Origin of the sequence: Streptomyces sulphureus DSM 40104 (assembly GCF_000381025.1) — a bacterium.
GTDB classification, from domain to species: Bacteria; Actinomycetota; Actinomycetes; order Streptomycetales; family Streptomycetaceae; genus Streptomyces; species Streptomyces sulphureus.
The window spans coordinates 137663-157711 of the sequence record NZ_KB905817.1 but is presented as its reverse complement, the minus strand read 5'-3'; the positions used below and the strand labels follow the sequence as shown (position 1 = coordinate 157711).

The window sequence follows — 20049 nt, the reverse complement described above, 5'->3', positions numbered from 1 at the left end:
CGCCGGGCCTCGCCGCGTCAACGCGGCCCGTACCGCCTGCCGGTGGTGGACGACGCGCGCGCGAGCACCCCGCGCGGCAGCAGCCGCGAGGCACCGAGCAGCGCCTTGTACCGGGCGTCCGGAATGCAGAGCGACTTCCCGCGCTCCAGGTCGCGCAGCGCGGAGTCGACGAGTTTGTCCGCGTCGAGCCACATCCACCCGGGGATGTTCCCCGTGTCCATGCCCGCACGCCGGTGGAACTCCGTCCGGACGAACCCCGGGCAGAGCGCCATCAGCCGCACCCCCGACGCCGCCAAATCCTTCGCCGCGCCCTGCGTGAACTGGACCACCCACGCCTTCGAGGCGCCGTAGGTACCGCGCGGCACGAACGCGGCCACCGAGGAGACGTTGACCACGCTCCCGCGCCCGCGCCCCCGCATCGTCTCGGCGGCGGCGCTCGTCAGCCTCAGCACCGCCTCGCAGTGCACCTTGAGCATCGTCAACTCGTCGGAGACCGGCACCTCCAGGTACCGCCCCTTGTTGCCGAACCCGGCGTTGTTGACGAGCACATCGACGGGGCGATCGGCATCCCGCAGCCGCTCCTCGACGGCGGCGATCCCCGGCTCCTCCGCGAGGTCGGCGACGAGGGTGGCGGCTTCGACGCCGTGCCGGTCGTGGAGTTCGGCCGCCTGGTCGCTGAGGCGCTCGGCGTCCCTCGCCACCAGCACCACGTCGTGTCCGTCCCTCGCCAGGCGGCGCGCGAAGGCGGCACCGATGCCCGCCGTCGATCCGGTGATCAGCGCAGTCGTCATGGCGAGCACGCTAGCCGGGCATCCGCACGCCCCGCCGACGGGCCTTTCCGCCGCCCGGATCGGCCGCTACCCGACGCGGGCCCGGAGCCTCGCCAGGCCGACCTCGGGCAGCCACTCCTCGGCCTCCGCGAGACGGGGCAGCAGCTCGGGCTCGCCGGTCAGCGCCCGGAAGAGGAGGCCGACCGTCACCGAGTGCCCTGGCCGCCACGTCACCTTGACGGTGTCGCCCGCCGCGAGCGCACCCTCCTCGACGACTCGGAAGTAGGCCCCCGGTAGCGCGCGCTCGGTGAACCGCCGCACCCAGCGCTCCTCTCCGAGGTGCCCGGCGAAGGTCCGGCACGGCACCCGCATCGAGCTCACCTGCAGGACGGCGCTCCCCACCTGCCAACGCTCGCCGAGCAGCGCCGAGTTGACGTCCACGCCGAGGGTGGTGAGGTTCTCACCGAACGCGCCCGCCGGCAGTTCGCGGCCGAGCTCCTTCTCCCACGCGTCGAGGTCCTCGCGTGCGTACGCGTAGACGGCCTGCTCGTCACCGCCGTGGTGCCGCAGGTCGCAGACCGCGTCCCCGACGAGTCCGCTCCCGTCCTCGCCCCGCGGCCCCGGCGCCACGACCCGCACGGGACCGCTGACCGGCCGCTTGCCGATGCCTGTCAGGTTGCCGGGCGCTCCCGTGTGCTCGGAGCGCTCGGCGGTCCCCATGTTGACGGTGAGGAGCTGCATGGGGACGAGCGTACTTGCGGACGACCGTGGGCAGGAACGGCGCTACTCGGGCGGTGGGTCCTCCTCGTCCCCGCCGTGCCGCGCCGGGACGAGCCGCCCCCGCGCCCGGCCGAGCAGCTCCTCGCGCTCGTCCTCGGTGAGGCCGCCCCACACGCCGTAGGGCTCTCGGACGGCGAGGGCGTGCGCGGCGCACTCCGAGCGGACGGGGCAACGCATGCACACCTCCTTCGCCGACTCCTCGCGGGCGGTGCGGGCGGCACCGCGCTCTCCTTCGGGGTGGAAGAAGAGCGAGCTGTCGACGCCGCGGCAGGCGGCGAGCAACTGCCAGTCCCACAGGTCGGCGTTGGGTCCTGGAAGCCGGGAGAAGTCTGCCATTGCCTTGTCCCCTTGGAGAGAGTCGGAGGCTCATCCGTAAATATGACTCATCGGGACTTTAGGCACATATCCGCGTGAACCAAAGGAAGGCAGGCGAATCGGATGGACCGCCTGGCCGAGGTGATCGCGGAACCGGGAAGCCGACGCCCTGCGAGGTGGCTGCTGCGTAAGCGCGCCCTCACGTAGAGTGTCGAAGCCGACCGTAGGACCCCGTAACTCTTTCGGGTGACCGTCGTTGAGCGGGCTGAAGCGGTTGGCGGAAGTCAGCTCGGACCTGTGGGTCCGAGGCTGTCAATCGCACAGGTGACGAACCACAAGCAGCCTGGAGGCTCAAGGTGATGCGCATCAGCCGCGGAGGGTGGTCATGACTTCCGTCCTCGTATGCGATGACTCCCCGCTTGCCCGAGAGGCGCTCCGCCGCGCGGTCGCGACCGTGCCGGGAGTTGAGCGCGTGACGACGGCGGCCAACGGCGAGGAAGTCCTCCGCCGCTGGGGCGCCGACCGCAGTGACCTGATTCTGATGGACGTGAGGATGCCGGGGCTCGGCGGCGTGGAGACCGTGCGGCGGCTGCTCTCCGCCGATCCGGGGGCGCGCATCATCATGCTCACCGTGGCGGAGGATCTCGACGGGGTCGCGCTCGCCGTGGCCGCGGGCGCCAGAGGCTATCTCCACAAGGACGCCTCTCGCGCCGAGCTGCGCGCGACCGTCACCCAGGCCCTCGCGGACCCGACCTGGCGGCTGGCGCCCCGGCGGTTGCGGTCGGCGGAGATGGGGGCGGCCCCGACGCTCACGGCGCGCGAGATCCAGGTCCTCGAAGGCATGAGCCACGGGCGCTCCAACGCCGAGATCGGGCGCGAGCTCTTCCTCTCCGAGGACACCGTCAAGACGCACGCACGCAGGCTCTTCAAGAAACTCGGCGCCTCGGACCGCGCGCACGCGGTCGCGCTCGGCTTCCGCTGGGGGCTCGTCCGCTGAGTGCCGGCGCCGGCCACCCGGAGCACCGCTCTCCCGTCGCCGCCCGCGCCTCCTTCGGGGAGGCGGGGCGGCAGGGCCGGCGCGGTTAACGGGCGTGTGCCGCATCCTTGGAGTATGGAGTTCCTCGGGGACGGGCCGACCGGGCGTGAGGGGAGGGCGTGCGAGATGCGGGTGAACGCCCCTGATCAGACCGCCGAGTTGCAGGCCGAGGGCCGTGCGGGCGTGGTCTCGCCGCGGCGGGGGGAGGGTGCCGCCTCCCGGGGCCGGGGGACGGATCGCGCGGCTTCGGTGCACCATGGACCGATGCGCGACGACGAGAGCGTGGGGGCCCAGTCGGCCGCCTCGGGGCCTGCGGACGCCGGTGCCCTCGTGCGCCGCGCTGTCGAAGGCGAGCAGCAGGCGATCCACGACCTGCTCGCGCGGGTGCACCCGCTGGCGCTGCGGTACTGCCGCACGCGTCTCACCCGACTCCCGGGCGACGCACGGCACTTGGTCGACGACCTCGCGCAGGAGGTCTGCATCGCCGTGCTCCTCGCGCTGCCGCGGTACCGGGACACGGGAAAGCCCTTCGAGGCGTTCGTCGTCGCCATCGCGCAGCACAAGGTCGCCGACCTTCAGCGGGCCGCGATGCGCGGTCCCGGGTCCACGGCAGTTCCCTCGGACGAGATGCCGGAGCGGCCGGACGACTCCCTCGGCCCGGAGGAGCGGGCGCTGCTCAGCAGCGAGGCGGAGTGGGCGAAGAGGCTCCTCGCCAACCTGCCGGAGCACCAGAGGGAACTGGTGCTGCTGCGCGTCGCCGTCGGCCTCACGGCCGAGGAGACGGGGCAGATGCTGGGAATGTCACCGGGCGCCGTGCGCGTTGCCCAGCACAGAGCGCTGAGCAGGCTTCGGGAGCTCGCCGAGCAGTAGCCGGCGGACGTCGGGGAGGGGCGGTGCACTCTCCCGTGGCCGTTAGCATGGATTTCCTCGCCGGGGCAAGCATGGGAAAGGTGTCATGACAGAGTACGTCGACGGAGTGCCCGCCAAATTCGCCACTCTGGGGCTGACATACGACGACGTCCTGCTATTGCCGGGCGAGTCCGATATGGCCCCTGAGGACATCGACACCGCCTCGCATGTCTCGCGCAACGTGAAGGTCAACGTGCCGCTGCTCTCCGCGGCGATGGACAAGGTGACCGAGGCGCGGATGGCGATCGCCATGGCGCGGCAGGGCGGCGTGGGCGTGCTCCACCGGAACCTCGCGATAGCGGACCAGGCCGCCCAGGTCGACCGGGTCAAGCGCTCGGAGTCCGGGATGGTCGCCGATCCGATCACGATCCGTCCCGAGGCGACGCTCTCCGAGGCGGACGAGCTCTGCGGCCGGTTCCGGATCAGCGGCGTCCCCGTCGCCGACGACGCGGGGCGGCTCCTCGGCATCGTCACCAACCGGGACATGGCCTTCGAGCTCGACCGCAGCCGCCAGGTGCGCGACGTCATGACGCCGATGCCGCTCGTCACCGCCGAGGTGGGGACCTCGCGGGACGAGGCGATGGAGCTGCTGCGTCGGCACAAGATCGAGAAGCTTCCGCTCGTCGACGGCTCGGGTGTGCTCAAGGGCCTCATCACCGTGAAGGACTTCGTCAAGGCGGAGCAGTACCCGAACGCGGCGAAGGACTCCGAGGGCCGGCTGCTCGTCGGCGCCGCGGTCGGCGTCGCGGGGGACTCGTTCGAGCGGGCGCAGGCGCTCGTCGAGGCCGGTGCCGACTTCGTCGTCGTCGACACGGCGCACGGCCACTCGCGGCTCGTCGCGGAGATGGTCGCCAAGGTCAAGTCCAACGCCCCCGGTGTGGACGTCGTCGGCGGCAACATCGCGACGAGGGAGGGCGCCAAGGCGCTCGTCGACGCGGGTGCCGACGGCATCAAGGTGGGCGTGGGGCCGGGCTCGATCTGCACCACGCGCGTCGTGGCCGGCGTCGGCGTACCGCAGGTCACCGCGATCTACGAGGCCGCGGAGGCGGCGAGGTCCGCGGGCGTCCCGGTGATCGGGGACGGCGGGCTCCAGTACAGCGGCGACATCGCCAAGGCGATCGTCGCGGGGGCGGACACCGTGATGCTCGGCAGCCTGCTCGCCGGCTGCGAGGAGTCGCCCGGTGAGCTGCTCTTCATCAACGGGAAGCAGTTCAAGTCCTACCGCGGCATGGGCTCCCTCGGCGCGATGCAGACGCGCGGCGGGCAGCGTTCGTACTCCAAGGACCGCTACTTCCAGGAGCAGGTCTCGGGCGACGACAAGCTCATCCCCGAGGGCATCGAGGGCCAGGTTCCCTACCGCGGTCCGCTGGGTGCCGTCGTGCACCAGCTCGCCGGCGGGCTGAAGCAGTCGATGTTCTACGTCGGCGGGCGGACCGTCCCGGAGATGAAGGAGCGGGGGAAGTTCGTCCGCATCACCGCGGCAGGGCTCAAGGAGAGCCACCCGCACGACATCCAGATGACGACCGAGGCCCCCAACTACAACCGCCGCTGACGCGTCTTCCGCGCGCGGCGGTGGGGGCCGCGCCGCCGCGCGCGGGCGTCGGGGATACTGGCCCGGTAACCGTAGAGAAGGGCCTCACACGTGACTGAGATCGAGATCGGGCGCGGCAAGCGCGGGCGGCGGGCTTACGCCTTCGACGACATCGCCGTGGTGCCCAGCAGGCGTACCCGCGACCCGAAAGAGGTCTCCATCGCGTGGCAGATCGACGCCTACCGCTTCGAACTGCCCTTCCTCGCGGCCCCGATGGACTCGGTCGTCTCTCCGCGCACCGCGATCCGCATCGGTGAGCTCGGCGGCGTCGGCGTCCTCAACCTGGAGGGCCTCTGGACGCGGTACGAGAACCCGGAGCCGCTGCTGGAGGAGATCGCCGAGCTCGACGAGTCGGCCGCGCAGACCAGGCTCCAGGAGCTCTACTCGGAGCCGATCAAGGAAGAGCTGATCGGCCGGCGCATCAAGGAGGTGCGCGACTCGGGCGTCGTGACGGCTGCGGCGCTCTCGCCGCAGCGGACCGCCGAGTTCTCCAAGGCGGTCGTCGACGCCGGCGTGGACCTCTTCGTGATCCGCGGCACCACCGTCTCGGCGGAGCACGTCTCCGGTGCGGCCGAGCCGCTCAACCTCAAGCAGTTCATCTACGAGCTCGACGTCCCCGTGATCGTCGGCGGCTGCGCCACCTACACCGCGGCCCTCCACCTGATGCGTACCGGCGCCGCAGGTGTGCTCGTGGGCTTCGGCGGCGGCGCCGCGCACACCACGCGGAACGTCCTCGGCATCCAGGTGCCCATGGCGACGGCGGTCGCCGACGTCGCCGCGGCGCGGCGGGACTACCTCGACGAGTCGGGCGGCCGGTACGTCCACGTGATCGCGGACGGCGGCGTCGGCTGGAGCGGGGACCTGCCCAAGGCCGTCGCCTGCGGCGCCGACGCGGTGATGATGGGCTCCCCGCTGGCGCGGGCGAGCGATGCGCCGGGACACGGCCACCACTGGGGCATGGAGGCGGTCCACGAGGAGCTGCCGCGCGGCCGCCGCGTCGACCTCGGCGTCGTCGGAACGCTGGAGGAGGTCCTCCTCGGCCCGTCGCACACGCCGGACGGCTCGATGAACTTCTTCGGCGCGCTCCGCCGCGCGATGGCCACCACCGGGTACTCGGAGCTGAAGGAGTTCCAGCGCGTGGAGGTCACCATCGCGCGCTCGCGCTGACACCGCACACATACAGCGCCCGTACGCCTGTCGGCGTGCGGGCGCTCTGTCGTGCGGTGCGGCTCAGAGGCGGTGGGCGGCGCCTGTCGGGCTCGCGCCGCGGGTGTCGAGGAAGAGCTGTGCCTTGGCTGCGAGGCCCTGGAGGTCGTACGTGCGGTGGTGCTGGAGGAGGAGGGTGAGGTCGGCGTCGGCGGCGGCCTCGTAGAGCGCCTCGGCCCGTCGGACGCGGAGTCCCTGCGGGCTCCAGTGCGGGACGTACGGGTCGTGGAAGGCCAACTCGGCGCCGAGCTCGCGGAGTCGGGCCGCCACCTCGTCGGCGGGGGCGCCCTGCCGGTCGGGGAGGTCGGGCTTGTAGGTGACGCCGAGCAGGAGGATGCGTGCGCCCCTGGCGGACTTGCCGTACTCGTTGAGGAGCGCGGCGGCGCGCTGTGCGACGTACCGCGGCATGCGCGCGTTGACCTCCTGCGCGAGGCCGACCATGCGCAGCGGGTACCCGGGCGTGCGGGTGCGGTGGTCGAGGCAGTCGGGGTCGAGGGCGTGGCCGTGTCCGCCGACGCCGGGACCCGGGCGGAACGCCTGGTAGCCGAAGGGTTTGGTCTCGGCGCAGCGGATGGTGTCCCACAGGTCGATGCCGAGGTCGTGGCAGAAGACGGCCATCTCGTTCATGAACGCGATGTTGACCTGCCGGTAGTTGGTCTCCAGCAGCTTCGCCGCCTCGGCTTCGCGCAGCCCGCGGGCGCGTACGACCTTCTCCGTCAGCCGGGAGTAGAAGGCGGCGGCGGCCTCGGTGCACGCGGGGGTGAGTCCGCCGATGACGCGCGGGGTGTTGGCGTACCCCCAGGTGCGGTTGCCGGGGTCGAGGCGGGTGGGGGCGTACGCCAGGTGGAAGTCGCGTCCGGCGCGCAGGCCCGAGCCCTCCTCCAGGAGGGGGCGTACGTCGCGTTCGGTGCCGCCGGGGTGGAGCGTCGATTCGACGATGACGGTGGTGCGCGGTCTCAGTCGGGAGGCGAGGGTGCGGGCGGCGGTGTGCAGCGTCGTCAGGTCGAGGGAGCGGTCGGTGGCGAGCGGCGTCGGGGTGCAGAGGACCGCGGTGCGGGCGCGGGCGAGGACGGCGGGGTCGGCGCTGGCGCGGAAGCCGCGGGAGAGCATCCGGCGGAGTTCGGCTGCGGTGAGCGGGGCGCCGGCGGGCGGGCGTCCTGCGGTGACCTCGGCGACGGTGGCCTCGTCCGGGTCGTAGCCGAGGGTGCCGACACCGGCGGCGGTCGCAGCGAGCGCGAGTGGGAGACCCGATCGGGCGAGTCCGAGTACGGCGAGATCTGCGGGCATGGCTGAGGACTTCCTTCCCCTTTCCCGGCCGCTGCGGCGGGGATTCGCGGTCTGGTGCGAGGCGCTATGTCAGGTTAAGGGCCTATATGAAAGCCCGGTTGGATTGGACGCCGAGCCATGCCAGACGCTCGGCCAAAGTCGGGGAAATGGGGGACCATCGTGGGCAGGAGTCGGGCGGGCGGGGGACGGGCAGGTCCGGGGCAGGTTTCCGTACGAAGCGCACGGGAGGCAGCGTGAGGACAGCGACACTGGGCCCCGAGCAGCGGGCCGAAGCCCTGGCGAAAATGGCCGAGCGGGAGTTGGACGTGCTCGTCGTCGGCGGCGGGGTCGTCGGTGCGGGCACCGCGCTCGACGCCGTGACGAGGGGACTTAGTACCGGCATCGTCGAGGCGCGGGACTGGGCGGCCGGCACCTCCAGCAGGTCGAGCAAGCTCATCCACGGTGGGCTGCGGTACCTGGAGATGCTCGACTTCGCCCTGGTGCGGGAGGCGCTGAAGGAGCGGGGGCTGCTCCTGGAACGGCTGGCGCCGCATCTGGTGAAGCCGGTTCCGTTCCTCTACCCGCTCAAGCACCGCGGCTGGGAGCGGTTGTACGTCGGCAGCGGTGTGGGGATGTACGACGCCATGTCGATCTCCTCGGGGCACGGGCGCGGGCTCCCGCTCCACCGTCACCTCTCGCGCCGGCACGCGCTCCAGGTGGCGCCCGGGCTGAAGCGCAGCGCGCTCGTCGGTGCCCTGCAGTACTACGACGCGCAGGTCGACGACGCGCGCTTCACCGAGACGCTGGTGCGTACGGCGGCGTCCTACGGGGCGCTCGCGGCGAACGGTGCGCGGGTGGTCGGTTTCCTCCGCGAAGGGGAGCGCGTGGTCGGTGCGCGGATCGAGGACCTCGAGTTCGGTGGGGAGTTCGAGGTGCGCGCGAAGCAGGTGGTGAACGCGACGGGGGTGTGGACCGACGACACGCAGGAGCTCATCGCGGAACGCGGGCGGTTCCACGTGCGCGCCTCGAAGGGCATCCACCTCGTCGTTCCCCGGGACCGGATCAACTCCTCGTCGGGGCTGATCCTGCGCACCGAGACCTCGGTGCTCTTCGTCATCCCCTGGGGACGGCACTGGATCATCGGCACCACCGACACCGACTGGGACCTCGACAAGGCGCATCCGGCCGCGTCCAGCGCCGACATCGACTACCTCCTCGACCACCTCAACTCCGTGCTGTCGGTGCCGCTTTCGCGCGACGACGTAGAGGGTGTCTACGCGGGGCTGCGCCCGCTGCTCGCGGGGGAGTCGGATGCGACGAGCAAGCTCTCCAGGGAGCACACCGTCGTCCACCCCGTGCCCGGGCTCGTGGTGATCGCGGGCGGCAAGTACACGACGTACCGGGTGATGGCGAAGGACGCCGTCGACGAGGCGGTGCGCGGGCTCGACGAGAAGGTGGGCCCTTGCGTCACGGAGGAGGTGCAGCTCGTGGGCGCCGAGGGGTATCCGGCGCGGTGGAACGCGCGGGCGCGGCTCGCCGCGGGCGCCGGGCTGCACGTGGCGCGCGTCGAGCACCTGCTCGGCCGGTACGGGACGCTCGCGCAGGAGGTGCTCGAACTCGTCGCGCGCGACCCGGCTTTGGGGGAGCCGCTGCCGGCGGCCGACGACTACCTCAAGGCGGAGGTCGTCTACGCCTGTACGCACGAGGGGGCACGCCATGTGGAGGACGTACTGACGAGGCGCACGCGCATCTCCATCGAGACCTTCGACCGCGGTGCGCGGAGCGCCAGGGAGTGCGCCGACCTGATGGCCACCGTACTCGGTTGGGACGGCGACCAGATCGCACGCGAGGTGGAGCACTACGAGAAGCGCGTCGAGGCCGAGGTGGAGTCCCAGCGCCAGCCCGACGACCGCACGGCGGACGCGGCACGGCTCGGCGCCCCCGACATCGCCCCGCTCTAGCCGTCGGCGGACCGGCGGGGGCGCGGAATCGGATACGGTCGCCCTGGCCGGCGGTCCACCGCCGGTCCGCCAGGCGAGGAGCGCCCCGGAGCTCCCCGAACCAGCGCGCGTACGCGTCGTGCTGACCGCCGGTCAGGACGGCCAGCGCGCCCCGTCGTACGACTGCCGTGCGGGTCGGTTCCGGCGGCTGAGAAGACGTCGGAAAGCGCAGGCCGAAGCGGCTGCGCCGGCCTCGTGCGGGGGTGGCAAGGGCCGGACCCCGTAGTCGACTTGTCATCACGATGGTTCACAATGAAAGCTCTGCCGGGGGTGGGCTCACCGCAGAGGGGACTCAAGGGGATTCATGAGCGAGGACACGGGACGGCTGGTAGGAGGACGCTATCGGCTCGAGGATGTCCTCGGCCGTGGCGGGATGGGGACCGTCTGGCGCGGCAAGGACGAGATCCTCGGCCGGACCGTCGCCGTCAAGGAGCTGCGCTTCCCCTCCAGCGTCGACGAGGACGAGAAGCAGCGCCTCATCACGCGAACCCTCCGCGAGGCCAAGGCGATCGCCCGTATCCGCAGCGGCAGCGCGATCACCGTCTTCGACGTCGTCGACGAGGACGGGCGTCCGTGGATCGTGATGGAGCTCGTCGAGGGGCATTCGCTCGCCGACCGCATCAAGCGGGAGGGGACGCTCACTCCGCGCCGGGCCGCCGAGGTCGGCCTCGCCATCCTCGACGTGCTGCGCGCCGCGCACCGCGAGGGCATCCTCCACCGCGACGTCAAGCCGTCCAACGTGCTGCTCGAGGACGGCACGGGGCGCGTCGTCCTCACCGACTTCGGGATCGCCAAGGTCGAGGGCGACCCCTCGGTCACCTCCACCGGCATGCTCGTCGGAGCGCCCTCGTACATCTCGCCGGAGCGCGCGCGGGGCAAGCGCCCGGGGCCGCCCGCCGACCTGTGGTCGCTGGGCGGCCTGCTCTACGCGGCCGTCGAGGGCCACCCGCCCTACGACAAGGGTTCCGCCATCTCCACGCTCACCGCGGTGATGACGGAGCCGGTCCCGTCGTCGGAGAAGGCGGGCGAGCTCTCCGAGGTGATCGCGGGGCTGCTCGTGAAGGACCCGGAGAAGCGCCTCGACGTCGACGGGGCCCGGGCGTTGCTGGAGCCCGTCGCGGCGGGCAGCCCCGTGCGCAGACGCGGGAAGGCGGCGGCAGCCGACGGGGCGCAGGACGCCAGGACGCGGGCGGAGCCGGGGGTTTCGCCGCAGGGCGGGCCTTCGGGGGCGTCGTCCGGGGCGCGGAGCATCGGGCTGTGGAAGCGGCGCGGTGAGTCCTCGGGGTCGGGGTCGGGGGAGCGGCTGCGGGGCGCGCTGAAGTCGGTACGGAACGCGGCGGCGGGGGCTGCTGCCGGGGGCGCGGCTGCCGCGTCGGGACAGGCGGCGTCGGGACAGGCGGCGTCGAACGGCTCGGCAGGTGCCGGAGTGAAGGACGGGCCCGACTCCCGGGCCCCGGGGGCCCGTTCGGGTGCGGAGACCGCTGCGGGCGAAGGGCCGGCGGCCGGTGCCGTGAAGCCGGAGGCGGCGCAGGGCGAGGACGAGCGGGCCGCGGCGGGGGAGTTGCCGGCGGAGTCGCGCGCTGCCGCCACGGGTGACGGCAGCGGCGGCCGTCCGGCGCCGGAGCGCGGGGGCAGCGCCGCCATCACCTCCCTCCGGGATCTGCAGGAGCTGCCGGAGCTCCGCAAGGGCGTCTCGCGGCGGGTGTTGGCCGTCGCCGCCGCGGTGCTGGTGGTGCTCGTCGCGGTGGGCGCGGTGCTCTTCAGCACAGGCGGCGACGACGGCGGCGACGAGACCACGGGCAGCGCGGGGAGCAGCACCGGCGACGCCGCGACTTCGGGCGGCAAAGAGGCGAAGGACGAGAAGGGCGCCGACAAGGACGGCTCGGGCGGCACCGAGGGCGCGAAGGACGACAAGCCGGACAAGGGCAAGGACGGCGGCGAGAAGCAGGACAAGGACGCCGGCGAGAAGCAGGGCAAGGACGGCGTGCCCGACGGGTACGAGAAGGTCTCCGACGGGCGCTTCCACTTCGCCATGGCGATGCCGGAGGGCTTCGAGCGCGTCGGCGTCGCGGGCCGCAACTCGGGCGGCAAGTACGCGACGAAGCAGGGCGGACTCCCGCGCGTCCAGGTCGACTACAACGCGAGCCCGCTCGACGACGCCGCAGGCGCCTGGCGCGAACTGGAGCCCGCGGTGAGCGGGAGCAGCCCCGGCTACCACCTCATCGGCATCGACAAGGTCGGCTGGCGGGACTACCCGACCGTCGCCGACTGGCAGTTCACGCGGAGCGAGGACGGCGGCAAGGTCCGCGTCCTCAACCGCGGCTTCAAGGTCGACGGCGGACGCGGCTACGCGATCATGATCACCTGCAAGGCCGGCGAGTGGGGCGCGAAGGAGTGCAAGACGCTCCGCGACACCGCCTTCCGTACCTTCCAGCCGAAGGGCTGAGCCCCGCGGCCGCTGCGAACTTCCCTCGCTGCGAGGCGGGTCGGGACGTGCGTCCCCGCAGCCTGCGCTCACCCACTGCCGACGGCCTGGTTCCCGTGCGTCGATTCGGGGCACATGGCTCCCGTGGGAACCGCGCGTGCGTGTGACCCGTACGAGTGGTGTACGGCGGCGTAGGCGCCGGGTGCCACCGTGCCGTGGACAGGCGTGAGTTGTCGTACGCCGAGTCAGCAGGAGGGCGACGGGAGGCAGTTGCGGCACGTATCGTGAGGGACCGTGGACCGTGCGGAGCCGCGAGGGGAGCGGAGGAAGCCCGAGCGGTTAAGCGGGCTGTGGGGAGGTGCCGTGGACGACTACACCGGTTACGCCGGGCGATTGCTCGCCGAGCGCTACCGCCTGCCCCAACCCCCGGCGGACGAGTACGAGTTCGTGGAGTCCCTCGCCTACGACACGGCGAGCGGCCAGGAGGTCCTCGTCCGGCAGGTGCCGCTCCCCGAGGTGGTGGAGGCCGAGTTCGAGGACGGCCCGAGCGCCGCAGGGCCCCGGCGCAGGGCGCAGGCCAGCGGGGCGACGCGGCGGCCGGCCGACCCGGTGGTGCGGCGCGCGGTCGAGGCCGCACTCGCCGCCTCGCGCATCCCCGACCATCCGCGGCTCGACCAGGTCTTCGACGTCTTCGTCGAGGGCGACGGACTGTGGATAGTCAGCGAGTCGGTGCCCGCGCGGCCGCTCGCCGCGCTCCTCGCCGAGCGCCCCCTCGGGGCGCACCGCGCAGCGGAGATCGCCGCCGACCTCCTCGCCGCCCTCCGCAACGTCCACGCGCACGGCTGGGCGCACCGCAACATCACCGCACGCACCGTGCTCGTCTGCGAGGACGGCCGCGCGCTGCTCACGGGGCTCGCGGAGGGCGCAGCCCAGGAGGCCCTCTGCGGCTACGACCCGCTCCCCGCCCCTGAGGCGGCGTCGCCCGAAGGGAGCCTGCCCGAGGCGCAGTTGCCCGAGCCCGCTCAGGAACCGGCGCACGCGGCCGACGCCGCCACGGACCGCGCCACGGGCGCACGGGCCGCGCTCGCGGCGGCGCGCGAAGAGGAGACCGCGCCCGGCGTCCCCGCGACGTTCGCCGGAAACCCGCTGCCCAAGGGCTTCCTGCCGCAGAACGAGGGCACCCCTTCCCCGTACCGCGGTGGTGAGCAGGACGGGGCGCTCTTCGGGTTCGATCAGGGGGCGAGGGACACCCGGGGTGCGGCCGGGCCGGGCGCGTCCAGCACGGCGTGGTCGCACGGTGGTTGGGCGCCTGGCGGGGATGCGGGTGACGGGTCCGAGCCCGGTCCTGTGGCGCCGGGGTATCGGACGTCGGGCCCCGTGGGAGCGCCTCGCGGTGACGGGGCTGGTGAGCCCGGTGCCGGGGCGGTGTGGCCGGGCTCGGTCAACCCGGTGTCGTCGCACGGTGGTTGGCCGCCTGGCGAGGGCGCGGGTGACGGATCTGAGCCCGGTCCTGTGGTGCCGGGGTATCGGACGTCGGGTCCCCTGGGGGCGCCTCGCGGTGGGCGGCCGGGCGATGCCGGTGGCGGGGCGGTACGGCCCGGTTCCGCGTCGGGTGGTGTCGACGTGCCGGGAAGCGGTGACCGGGGAACGCCCGGTGAGGGCGCGCCTGGCCCGTTCCCGTCGGCGTCGGGTTCCGGGGGTGCGCCGCACGGTGAAGGTGCTGGGCCTGGTCCTGCGTCGGGCGAGTCCAACGTCGCACAGGCATACGGAAATTGGGGGTCGCCCGGTGAGCGTGCGGGTGGCCCGTTCGTGTTGGGGGCGGGTTCCGCGAGCGCGTCCCGTGCCGAGGACGCGGTCCAGGCGCTGGACGCCGAGGTCTCGGCCAGGGCGGCCAAGCGAGGGGCGATCGCCGCGTACCGGGCGGGTGCGCGGCGTGCGGTCGCCGAGTCGCGCGGTGACGAGGCGGGCGAGCGGCGTGCCGAGGAGGGGGAGTGGTGGACGCGGTCGCGCGGGTCCGCTCCCGACGAGCTGCCGGGCGGGGCGGCGCCCGCGGATTCCGAGGCGGAACTCTCCAGGGACGAACTCCGCGAGGGCGTCTACGGGCCGTTGGCCCCCGGCGCGCAGCCGCCGCCCGGGCACCGCGACCAGGGCCCGGAGGACCCGGTGGGGCCGACGGCGCTGCCCGGCTCCCGCCCGTCCGAGGGCCGCTGGGTCCGCGCCGAGTGGGCCGGCACGCGGACCGGGCGCGCACCGGCCGCGGCGGACGGGGCGGACGGGACGGCTGAGGGGTACGGCCCCGAGGGCGAACCGTACGGTCCTGTACCGCAGTCGGGCGTACGCACCGTCCACGGCGGACGCAGTGACCCCGGCGCGCGGGGGCAGGAGCCCGGCACCGGTGGGGAGTTGGAGCCGGTCGGTGGCGTGAGCGGCGAGGGGGAGACCGCGGCGGAAGGCGAGGCCGGGCCGGGCCGGGAGACCACGCCGGAGGCCGTCCCGGGCGGGTACGCCGCGTGGGGCGGGCGAACCGAGCCGGCAGCCGCGGAGTGGGGCGAGCCGGAGCGGTACAGGGGGCCGACGACGGCGCTTGCGGCGGAGCGGGCGCGGCAGGCGCGGATGACCGTCGTCGGTGCCGTCACGGAGCGGTGGGCGCCCGAGCAGGCAGGTCCTGTCTACGACAACTGGAGGCTGGCACCGCCGGTCGGTGCCGCGGCCGACCTCTGGGCGCTCGGGGTACTGCTCTTCCGCGCCGTGCAGGGACACGCGCCGTACCCGGAGGATTCCGTCGCCGAGCTGGTGCAGATGGTCTGTGCCGAGCCGCCCGCATTCGCCGAGGACTGCGGTCCGCTGCGGCCCGTCGTGGAGTCGCTGCTGCGCCAGGACCCCATGGAGCGGCCGGAGTTCGAGGAGCTGCGCGGCTGGCTCCGCTCGCTGATCCGCTCCGCGCCCGAGCCCGAAGTGGGCCTGCGGACGGTGATGGGGCCGCCGTCGCTGGAGCCGGGCGGCCCGGCCGACCCGCACCGGCTGCCGATAGTACGGCGCCGCGGCGAGCTCGTCCGGCGGCGCAGGGAGCGCCGCCGCGCCGAGAAGCGCGCACGGGCCGAGGCGCAACGCGCGGCGGCGGCCGAGGAACCGCACATCCAGCTCTCCCCCTCGGCAGCGCGGAAGCCGAAGGCGGAGAAGCGGAGCCGCGCCGAGCGTCCGCCGAAGGCGGAGAAGCCGCGCCGTGCCGAGCGTCCGCCGAAGGGCCCGCGTGAGCCGCGTATTGCGCGCGGCGGTGGCCGCCGTCCGGTGAGGCTGGGCCGTCTCCTCGTCGGCGTCGTGCTGTTGGCCCTGACGGCGGCGGTGCTCTACGCGACGTGGTTCATGCCGGATGCGGGCGAGGGCGACGACGCGCAGCGCCAGGGATCGGTCGGCAGCGCGGACCCTCCCGCGCCCGACGACGACGCGGACAAGGGTGCGGGCAAGAGCGAGGACGGCGGCTCGGACAAGGGCAACGGCCGTTCGCAGGACGGCGGTTCGGGCGCGCTGCCGGGCAAGGCCGCGCCCAAGGGCTACAAAATGAGCAACGACCCGGCGGGCTTCCGGGTCGCCGTGCCGAAGAAGTGGGACAGGCGCTCCGTCGGCGAGTCGGGCGAAGTGCGGTACAACGGCGGCGCGGTGGAGATGGTCGTCGCCAACGGCCGCGACACCGCGGAAAAGTTCGGCAAAGACCTGATGGAGTACCAGCTCAACCACGAGCCGGAGCTCGCCGGTTACCGCAGCTCCGAGTTCGACAACTCGGCGAGCGGCCTGCGGGACATCGACGTCGGCGACAAGGCGATGGTCGAGGGCACGTTCACCTGGCCGGACAGCGGAGGCCGCGAGGTCTACGCACGCAACCGCGCGATGCTCCACGAGGGCAAGTACCACGTCCTGCTGGTGAAGGGGCCGAAGTCCCAGCGCGCGGAGATCGACGAAACCTTCGAGGCGGTGGCGGACACGTACGGCACGCGGACGCGGTGACGGGGCGGTCCGCTCGGGGGGAGGCTCCGGCCAGCGTCCGTTGTGCGAGCCCTCCAGGGCTGATGACGACGCTGCCGGTCCGGCCAGGACACGTGTCACGCATCTCAAGAGGGATGTCGACGCGGACATGTCGAACGCAGTCCCTCGACCGAGGCGGAGGGACCCGCCGTAACTCCTCTTTCCCGCACGCCACTTGGCTCCGCACCCAGTACAGTGCGTACGGCCACGGGGGCGAGCGTGCCGCCGTGCCGCGGATGCAGCAGCGACGAGGGCACGCGCCCCACGCGAGGAGTGAGGCATGACGCACGAGGGGGAGCGCTCGGGTGAGCCGACGAGCTACGGGCTCCAGCCGCCCGGAGCCGCGGAGGTGCCGGCACCGCGCTCTGAGGGAGGGGCGCAGTCGGACGTGGGCAGCCTCGTCGGCGGCAGGTACCGGCTTCTCGCGAGGCTGGGCCACGGTGGTATGGGCACGGTCTGGCGGGCGCACGACGAGGTCGTCGACCGCGAGGTGGCCGTCAAGGAACCGCGCGTCCCCGAGCACCTCTCGCACCGCGAGCGCGAGACGATGTACCAGCGCATGCGCCGTGAGGCGCGCGCGGCGGCGCGGATCGACCACCCCTCGGTCGTCACCATCCACGACGTGGTGGTGGAGGAGGAACGGCCGTGGATCGTGATGGAGTTGGTCCGCGGGCACTCCCTCGCCGACGTGCTCCAGGAGGGGACGCTCGACGCGCGCGAGGCGGCCCGCATCGGCGGCGCCGTGGCAGGCGCGCTCGACGCGGCGCACGCCAAGGGCATCCTCCACCGCGACGTGAAGCCGGACAACGTCCTCCTCGGCGACCACCAGCGGGTGGTGCTCACCGACTTCGGCATCGCGCAGGTCGAGGGGGAGCAACGGCTCACCGAGACGGGCGCGTTCGTCGGCTCGCCCGAGTACATCGCGCCGGAGCGCGTGCTCGGCCAGCGGCCGGGGCCCGGGTCCGACCTCTGGTCGCTCGGCGTCGTCCTCTACGCCGCGACCGAGGGCGTCTCGCCGTTCCGCCGGGCCAACACCCCGGCGACGCTCCAGGCCGTCCTCTCCGCCGAACCGCAGCGCCCGGCCCAAGCAGCCGCCGTCTCGGGCGCGTTGGGGATGCTCGTCGTCAACCTCCTCCAGAAGGAGCCGGCGATGCGCCCGGGCGCAGCCGAGGTGCGCCAGACCCTCGACGACGTCGCCCGCCCGACGCCCCAGCTCCCGCAGCAGACGACGGAGCCGCGGACCGCCGCGTTCACCAGGGCGCTGCGCGCGTACCCGGGGAAGGTGCGCAGCAGCCGCAGGTGGCAGTGGGGCACGGGCGGCGCGGTCGCGGCGCTCGCCGCCGTGGCGGCGCTCGTCGTCTTCCTCGCGGTGGACAGGGCGCCCAGCGGCTGGTCGACGCGGGAGGAGGACGAGCGCGTGCGCGCCACCCTCGCGGTCCCGGACGGCTACGAGCGCAGTGCGGGCGAGAACTCGGTCACGTACACGGAGCCCGGCGGTCTCATCGAGATCTACCTCTCCCGCTACACCAAGAACGTCGAGGAGGACGCGCTCGCCGAGGCCAACGCGTTCAAGTCGCGGTACGACGACGGCGATCCCGACGACTACACCACGACGAAGGAGGACGTCCGCAGCGCGGTGAGCGAGACGGAGCACCAGGACCGGGAGGCCGCCTCGGTCACCACCCGCTACACCGACGCGACGGCCGAGGAGGAGACCCCCGAGGCGCTGACGGAGCGGCGGGCCCAGGAACTCTTCTACGTCAACGAGGACGGCGTGGCCTGGCGGCTGAAGGTCGACATGCCGCAGAAGGGCAGCGCGATGGAGGAGGGGCTCGACGTCTATGCGCAGGCCGTGGAGTCCTTGGAGATCCACGAACCGTAGCCGCGCGCGGGCCTGTCGGGGCTGCGCACCCTCCGCGAGCGGGCCGGCACCCGTAGTTGTGCCACCGATTGCTGGCAGATTCCGTGAAAAGCGGTTACCGCTGGGTATACGAGCGTCGCCGCGGCGCCGTACTCTCCCCCCATGACGGACTCGCAGGAGAGCACAACGGCCACCGGGACCCGCACCTCGGCCCGGGAGGGAAACCCGGTCGCGGACGCTCCGGCCGGTGTCAGGACGGCCGCGGACGTGGTCACCCCGGAACTGGTACGCCGCCTCACCGAGGGCGTGGTGGCGAGCGGCACCGCGGTCGACCACACCCCGTCCACGGGGGAGGTACTCGCCGAACTCCCCGCCTCCACACCGGAGTCGGCCGCCGAAGACGTCGCAGCGGCCTTCGAGCGCGCCCGTACCGCGCAGCGGGCGTGGGCGCAGGTGCCGGTCCGGCGGCGGGCCGAGATCCTGCTGCGCTTCCACGACCTCGTCCTCCGCAGGCAGGAGGAGGTGCTCGACCTCGTCCAACTGGAGACGGGCAAGGCGAGGCTGCACGCGCACGAGGAGGTGCAGGCGGTCGCCATAGCGGCGCGGTACTACGGGCGCAAGGCGCCGGGGCTGCTGCGCCCCAAGCGGCACACGGGCGCCATACCCGTACTCACCAAGGTCACCGAGGTGCGGCACCCGCGCGGTGTCGTCGGGCAGATCGCGCCGTGGAACTACCCGTTCGAGCTCTCGGTCGGCGACGCGCTGCCGGCCTTCGTCGCGGGCAACGCGGTGGTGATGAAGCCCGACACGGAGACGGCGCTCACCGCGCTCTGGGCGCGCCGGCTGCTGATCGAGGCGGGGCTGCCCGAGGCCGTGTGGCAGGTGGTGCTCGGCGAGGGGTCCGTCGTAGGTCCCGAGGTCGTCGACCGCGGGGACTTCGTCTCGTTCACGGGCTCGACGGCGACGGGCCGCGGCGTGGCCCAGCGGGCGGCGGCCCGACTCGTCGGCTCCTCGCTGGAGTTGGGCGGCAAGAACGCGATGCTGGTCCTGGAGGACGCCGACCTCGACAAGGCGGCCGCCGGCGCCGTACGCGGCGCGTTCTCCTCCGCCGGCCAGCTCTGCATCTCCATCGAGCGCCTCTACGTCCACGAGAAGGTGGCCGACGCCTTCCTGGAGCGGTTCCTCCCGCGCGTCCGCGCGATGCGCCTCGGCAGCGCGCTCGCCTACGGCGCCGAGATGGGATCGCTCGCCGGCGAGCGGCAGTTGGCGACGGTGGAGCGGCACGTCGACGAGGCGGTCGAGAAGGGCGCCGAAGTGCTCGCCGGGGGTCGCGCCCGCCCGGACATCGGCCCGCTCTTCTACGAGCCGACCGTCCTCGGCGGCGTCGAGCCGGCGATGTCGCTCTGCTGCGAGGAGACGTTCGGGCCCGTCGTCTCGGTCTACCGCTTCTCCGACGAGGAGGAGGCGATCGAGGCGGCCAACTCGACGCCGTACGGCCTCAATGCGAGTGTCTGGTCGAGCGCCGGACGCCGCGCGCGCGACGTCGCGGCCCGCCTGCACGCCGGCACCGTCAACGTCAACGAGGGATACGCGGCGGCGTACGGCAGTGCGCAGGCGCCGATGGGCGGCATGGGCGACTCGGGGCTCGGCCGCAGGCACGGCGTCGACGGACTGATGAAGTACACCGAACCGCAGACCGTGGCGCACCAGCGGGTGCTGCCCATGGCCCCCTCGTTCGGGATGGACGACGCGCAGTACGCCGCCTTCATGTCCCGTTCCCTGCGGGCACTGAAGGCGCTCCGCTTCCGCTGAGCACTCCCGGGGCCGCCCGTGCGGGGAGGCGGTCCCGGTGCCCGACGCCCCCGCGCGA

The 20049-nt window shown here is 73.3% G+C and carries 13 protein-coding genes; 9 read left to right on the top strand and 4 right to left on the bottom strand.

Going from position 1 to position 20049, the window contains the following annotated elements; translation table 11 throughout:
• Positions 1-17 precede the first annotated feature (17 nt).
• From F603_RS0116030 to F603_RS0116020, 3 genes are all read right to left on the bottom strand, one after another.
• A complete protein-coding gene (locus tag F603_RS0116030) occupies positions 18-791 on the bottom strand; it encodes an SDR family NAD(P)-dependent oxidoreductase (RefSeq protein WP_026328465.1) in 774 nt (257 codons plus the stop codon).
• A 66-nt stretch (positions 792-857) separates the two neighbouring features.
• Positions 858-1511 carry an MOSC domain-containing protein gene (locus F603_RS0116025; protein ID WP_019547024.1) on the bottom strand — a complete coding sequence of 218 codons (654 nt, stop codon included), beginning with the start codon at positions 1509-1511 and terminating at the stop codon, positions 858-860.
• A 42-nt stretch (positions 1512-1553) separates the two neighbouring features.
• The gene (locus F603_RS0116020) at positions 1554-1886 is read right to left on the bottom strand and encodes a WhiB family transcriptional regulator (RefSeq protein WP_019547023.1); all 333 of its coding nucleotides are present in this window, start codon (positions 1884-1886) and stop codon (positions 1554-1556) included.
• Between the two features lie 364 nt (positions 1887-2250).
• Here F603_RS0116020 and F603_RS0116015 point away from each other — a divergent pair, with 364 nt between their 5' ends.
• From F603_RS0116015 to F603_RS0116000, 4 genes are all read left to right on the top strand, one after another.
• Positions 2251-2862: a response regulator transcription factor gene (locus F603_RS0116015; protein ID WP_003948568.1), complete on the top strand. Its 612-nt coding sequence runs from the start codon at positions 2251-2253 to the stop codon at positions 2860-2862.
• A 303-nt stretch (positions 2863-3165) separates the two neighbouring features.
• On the top strand, positions 3166-3771 hold the full coding sequence (gene shbA / locus F603_RS0116010) for an RNA polymerase sigma factor ShbA (RefSeq protein WP_026328464.1): 606 nt from the start codon (positions 3166-3168) through the stop codon (positions 3769-3771).
• An 85-nt stretch (positions 3772-3856) separates the two neighbouring features.
• Positions 3857-5362, top strand: coding sequence for an IMP dehydrogenase (gene guaB, locus F603_RS0116005; RefSeq protein WP_026328463.1), 1506 nt, complete (start codon positions 3857-3859; stop codon positions 5360-5362).
• 90 nt (positions 5363-5452) lie between these two features.
• Entirely contained in the window at positions 5453-6568 is a 1116-nt protein-coding gene (locus F603_RS0116000) for a GuaB3 family IMP dehydrogenase-related protein (RefSeq protein ID WP_019547020.1), read from the top strand.
• A gap of 63 nt (positions 6569-6631) precedes the next feature.
• Here the strand turns inward: F603_RS0116000 and F603_RS0115995 are convergent, their stop codons facing one another.
• Positions 6632-7894, bottom strand: coding sequence for a nucleotide sugar dehydrogenase (locus F603_RS0115995; RefSeq protein ID WP_019547019.1), 1263 nt, complete (start codon positions 7892-7894; stop codon positions 6632-6634).
• A gap of 233 nt (positions 7895-8127) precedes the next feature.
• On the opposite strand from F603_RS0115995, the gene F603_RS0115990 reads away from it, so the two are divergent.
• The 5 genes from F603_RS0115990 (at position 8128) to F603_RS0115970 (ending at position 19991) form a co-directional block, all read left to right on the top strand.
• Positions 8128-9834, top strand: a complete 1707-nt coding sequence (locus F603_RS0115990) for a glycerol-3-phosphate dehydrogenase/oxidase (protein ID WP_026328462.1) — start codon at positions 8128-8130, stop codon at positions 9832-9834.
• Between the two features lie 343 nt (positions 9835-10177).
• Positions 10178-12319, top strand: a complete 2142-nt coding sequence (locus tag F603_RS0115985; RefSeq protein WP_026328461.1) for a serine/threonine-protein kinase — start codon at positions 10178-10180, stop codon at positions 12317-12319.
• Positions 12320-12661: 342 nt separating this feature from the next.
• On the top strand, positions 12662-16300 hold the full coding sequence (locus F603_RS0115980) for a hypothetical protein (protein WP_019547016.1): 3639 nt from the start codon (positions 12662-12664) through the stop codon (positions 16298-16300).
• Between the two features lie 298 nt (positions 16301-16598).
• Positions 16599-18200, top strand: a complete 1602-nt coding sequence (locus F603_RS0115975; protein WP_019547015.1) for a serine/threonine-protein kinase — start codon at positions 16599-16601, stop codon at positions 18198-18200.
• 141 nt (positions 18201-18341) lie between these two features.
• Positions 18342-19991, top strand: coding sequence for a succinic semialdehyde dehydrogenase (locus tag F603_RS0115970; RefSeq protein ID WP_019547014.1), 1650 nt, complete (start codon positions 18342-18344; stop codon positions 19989-19991).
• Positions 19992-20049 lie beyond the last annotated feature (58 nt).

Coding starts and splice junctions, on each gene's coding strand:
- F603_RS0116030 (WP_026328465.1), bottom strand. CDS start 791: ATGACGACTGCGCTGATCACCGGATCGACGGCGGGCATCGGTGCCGCC.
- F603_RS0116025 (WP_019547024.1), bottom strand. CDS start 1,511: ATGCAGCTCCTCACCGTCAACATGGGGACCGCCGAGCGCTCCGAGCAC.
- F603_RS0116020 (WP_019547023.1), bottom strand. CDS start 1,886: ATGGCAGACTTCTCCCGGCTTCCAGGACCCAACGCCGACCTGTGGGAC.
- F603_RS0116015 (WP_003948568.1), top strand. CDS start 2,251: ATGACTTCCGTCCTCGTATGCGATGACTCCCCGCTTGCCCGAGAGGCG.
- shbA (WP_026328464.1), top strand. CDS start 3,166: ATGCGCGACGACGAGAGCGTGGGGGCCCAGTCGGCCGCCTCGGGGCCT.
- guaB (WP_026328463.1), top strand. CDS start 3,857: ATGACAGAGTACGTCGACGGAGTGCCCGCCAAATTCGCCACTCTGGGG.
- F603_RS0115995 (WP_019547019.1), bottom strand. CDS start 7,894: ATGCCCGCAGATCTCGCCGTACTCGGACTCGCCCGATCGGGTCTCCCA.
- F603_RS0115985 (WP_026328461.1), top strand. CDS start 10,178: ATGAGCGAGGACACGGGACGGCTGGTAGGAGGACGCTATCGGCTCGAG.
- F603_RS0115975 (WP_019547015.1), top strand. CDS start 16,599: ATGACGCACGAGGGGGAGCGCTCGGGTGAGCCGACGAGCTACGGGCTC.
- F603_RS0115970 (WP_019547014.1), top strand. CDS start 18,342: ATGACGGACTCGCAGGAGAGCACAACGGCCACCGGGACCCGCACCTCG.